This window comes from Streptomyces sp. 13-12-16 (assembly GCF_002114215.1).
In the GTDB taxonomy this organism is placed as follows: domain Bacteria; phylum Actinomycetota; class Actinomycetes; order Streptomycetales; family Streptomycetaceae; genus Streptomyces.
In genome coordinates, this window is record NZ_NCTE01000194.1 from 1 (window position 1) to 2,849 (window position 2,849).

Here is a 2,849-nt window from a genome sequence, read left to right on the forward strand (position 1 = left end):
CGCGCTGCCCGCGGGCGTGTCCGAACCGCCGTCGGCCTCCGCGCCCGCGGCTCCCGCGGCCTCCCCCGCCGCCCGCCCCTCGCCCTCCGCCCAGGCGCTGAGCGAGGAGCAGCTAAGGGCGGCGCTGATCACGGAGACGGACCTGGGGGAGCCGTGGATGGCGAGCCGGGGCGCGGCGACCTGGCGGGACGGGATGCTCAAGGCGAAGACGGAGGACGCCGACTGCCGCCGGCTGCTCGACGCCCTCTACACGGAGGAGCTGTTCGGCCCGCCGGCCGGGCCGAGCGCCACCGCCGTGCTCGACGACGCCTACAACGACTCCCAGCTCCGCTACCAGGTCGCCGCGCACCCGCCCGCCGACGTGGACCGCGTCCTGGCCTGGATGAGGACGCTGCCGGAGAAGTGCGAGCGGTTCGAGGCGACGACCACCCGGGCCGGCGCCCAGCTCGTCGAGGTGGCGGAGCTCCCGCTGCCGGAGGCCGGTGACGCGCGGGCGGGACTGCGGCTGACGATGACCGGGGAGGCGTCCGGCGGAGCCCCGACGCACCTCACCGTGAACCTCGCGGCGGTCCGCGTCGGCGAGGACACGATCACCCTCACCAACGGCGGTCTCGGCGAGGTCCTCCCCGAGGTCACCCAGGCGATGACCCAGCTCGGCGCGGACCGCCTGACGGACGTCGGCCGACAGGCGCGGGTACGGGTCTGACAGTCACCGGGGCCGTTTTCCGGCTTCCCGGCTTCCCTGCCTCCCGGCTTCCGGCTCCCCGGCCTCCCGACCTTCCGGCTCCCGGCTCCCAGCCCGCCGACCCCCGGCGACGGGCGACGGGCGACGGGCGACGGGTCAAGCGTCGCCGTTGAGCATGGCGGCGGTCAGGACGGCGCCGGCCACGCCCCAGCCGCCGTCGGCGACTTCGTCGACGAGGACGACGGTGGTGGGCCGGGCCCGCTCGCCGTAGATCTCCGCGTACAGGTCGGTGGTGCGCTCGACGATCTTCTTCTTGTCCTCGGCGGTGAGGGTCCCCGCGGGGACCTTGAAGTGGGCGAAAGGCATGACCGTTACTCCTTCTTCGAGGGCGACGCCCTCCACGGTGCGCGCCGCCGGACGGCGGAACCAGGGGATGTCGTCCCCTGTGCCGGCCGCCCGGCCGGATGGAGCATGGGGGCATGGGTTCTGTGAAACACGCCGAGCTGGGCGCCTTCCTGCGGTCGCGGCGGGAGCGGATCCGCCCGGCCGACGTCGGGCTCCCCTCCGGGCCCCGGCGCCGGGTGCCCGGACTGCGCCGTGACGAGGTCGCGCAGCTCGCCGGGGCGTCGGTGGACTACTACAACGAACTGGAGCGCGGAGCAGGCTCCCAGCCGTCCGAGCAGATGCTCGCCGCGCTGGCCAGGGCCCTGCGCCTGACCGCCGACGAGCGCGACCACCTCTACCACCTGGCGAACCGCCCGGTGCCGGTGCGGGGCTCGGCCGCCTCGCACGTGCACCCCGGGATGCTCGACCTGCTCACCCGGCTGACGTCGACACCGGCGCAGGTCATCACCGACCTGCACGTCACCCTCGTACAGAATCCGCTCGCGGTGGCGCTGCTCGGGGACCACTCCGGCTTCCGGGGCGCGCGGGCCAGTTTCGTCCACCGGTGGTTCACCGAGCCCGACGCCCGGCGGCTGTATCCGCGGGCCGATCACGCGGTCCAGTCCCGCGCCTTCGTGGCCGACCTGCGCGCGGCCGCCGCCCGGCGGAACGCGAAGGACGCGGAGGTGCGTTCGCTGGTCGGCGCGCTGCTCGACGGCTCCGCCGAGTTCGCCGCGCTGTGGGCCGAGCACGACGTGGCGTTCCGCCGGGACGACCGCAAGCGCATCGTCCACCCCGCCCTCGGCGTGGTCGAGGTCAACTGCCTCAACCTGTTCAGCGAGGACGGCCGGCAGCGGCTTCTCTGGTTCACCCCGGCGGTCGGCACCGACAGCGCCGAACTGCTCGGCCTCCTGTCGGTCATCGGCACCCAGGAGCTCCCCGGGGCGGTCCGCTGACCGCTCGGGCGTGCCGGTGGCTCAGCCCAGGCGGTCCACGGCCTGCTTGGCCTCGACCAGGTCCGCGCCCGTGTTCTCGCGGTAGCGCTTGATCGCCTGGACCTTCTTGCCCTGCCGTACGAGGTCGAGGATCTCGTCCCTGCCCGGTATCTCCTCGTGGAGGTCCAAGTGCCGCATCACCGCGTCGAGTTTGCGCTCGACGCGGGCGGCGCGGCGGTCCGCCCGGGAGAGGTGGCTCTGGATCGACGCGACACCGAGGATCACGACGCAGGTGAGGAAGAGGATGGCGATGTCCATGACCGTCAAGGGTAGACAGTCGCGCGGTCAGGGTGTGTCGAAGCGGCGGCGGTGGGAGACCACGTCCAGGGCGACCTCCAGGGCCGTGCGGCCGTGGGCGAAGGCGTCGGCGCGCAGCCGGGCCAGGGCCTCGTCGGCGCCGATGCCCAGCTGGGCCATGATCATGCCGACGGCCTGGTGGACCCGGTCGTGGTCGGCGGCCAGTCCGCTGAGCCAGGGTTCGTCGTCGCCCTGGAAGCCGTACGGCAGGTCCATCAGCGCCGCCGTCATGACGCCGGCGACGAGCCGGGCCACCCGCAGCTGGCCGCCGGTGAGTCCGCCGGGGGTGTCGCGGTAGAGGTCGAGGGAGCCGACGCAGAGGGGGCCGCTGCCGAGGGGGAGCGCGTACACGGCGCGCACTCCGGCGCCGAGCGCCTGCTGGGCGAAGACGGGCCAGCGGTCGGCGCAGCCGGCGGCGGCGAGGTCGCGGGCGAGGACCGGCGCGCCGGACTCCAGGACATGGCGGCAGGGGCCGTCGCCCAGGGTGG

The 2,849-nt window shown here is 74.5% G+C and carries 5 protein-coding genes; 2 read left to right on the top strand and 3 right to left on the bottom strand.

Features of this window, described 5'->3' with window-relative positions; genetic code table 11:
- The coding region (locus B7767_RS46220) for a hypothetical protein (RefSeq protein WP_085571682.1) at positions 1–706 on the top strand (706 nt) is incomplete at its 5' end.
- Between the two features lie 135 nt (positions 707–841).
- Here B7767_RS46220 and B7767_RS08815 read toward each other — a convergent pair.
- On the bottom strand, positions 842–1,051 hold the full coding sequence (locus B7767_RS08815; protein ID WP_085571683.1) for a 4-oxalocrotonate tautomerase family protein: 210 nt from the start codon (positions 1,049–1,051) through the stop codon (positions 842–844).
- Between the two features lie 113 nt (positions 1,052–1,164).
- Here B7767_RS08815 and B7767_RS08820 point away from each other — a divergent pair, with 113 nt between their 5' ends.
- Positions 1,165–2,025: a helix-turn-helix transcriptional regulator gene (locus B7767_RS08820; RefSeq protein WP_179167073.1), complete on the top strand. Its 861-nt coding sequence runs from the start codon at positions 1,165–1,167 to the stop codon at positions 2,023–2,025.
- 21 nt (positions 2,026–2,046) lie between these two features.
- Here the strand turns inward: B7767_RS08820 and B7767_RS08825 are convergent, their stop codons facing one another.
- Positions 2,047–2,322 carry a hypothetical protein gene (locus B7767_RS08825; protein WP_085571684.1) on the bottom strand — a complete coding sequence of 92 codons (276 nt, stop codon included), beginning with the start codon at positions 2,320–2,322 and terminating at the stop codon, positions 2,047–2,049.
- Between the two features lie 27 nt (positions 2,323–2,349).
- Positions 2,350–2,849, bottom strand: a 500-nt coding sequence (locus B7767_RS08830) for a GAF and ANTAR domain-containing protein (RefSeq protein ID WP_085571685.1), incomplete at its 5' end; no start/stop codon positions are given.

What these genes read in the sequence shown, in the direction of transcription:
- B7767_RS08825 (WP_085571684.1), bottom strand. Translation starts at nt 2,322, where the DNA reads ATGGACATCGCCATCCTCTTCCTCACCTGCGTCGTGATCCTCGGTGTC.
- B7767_RS08820 (WP_179167073.1), top strand. Translation starts at nt 1,165, where the DNA reads ATGGGTTCTGTGAAACACGCCGAGCTGGGCGCCTTCCTGCGGTCGCGG.
- B7767_RS08815 (WP_085571683.1), bottom strand. Translation starts at nt 1,051, where the DNA reads ATGCCTTTCGCCCACTTCAAGGTCCCCGCGGGGACCCTCACCGCCGAG.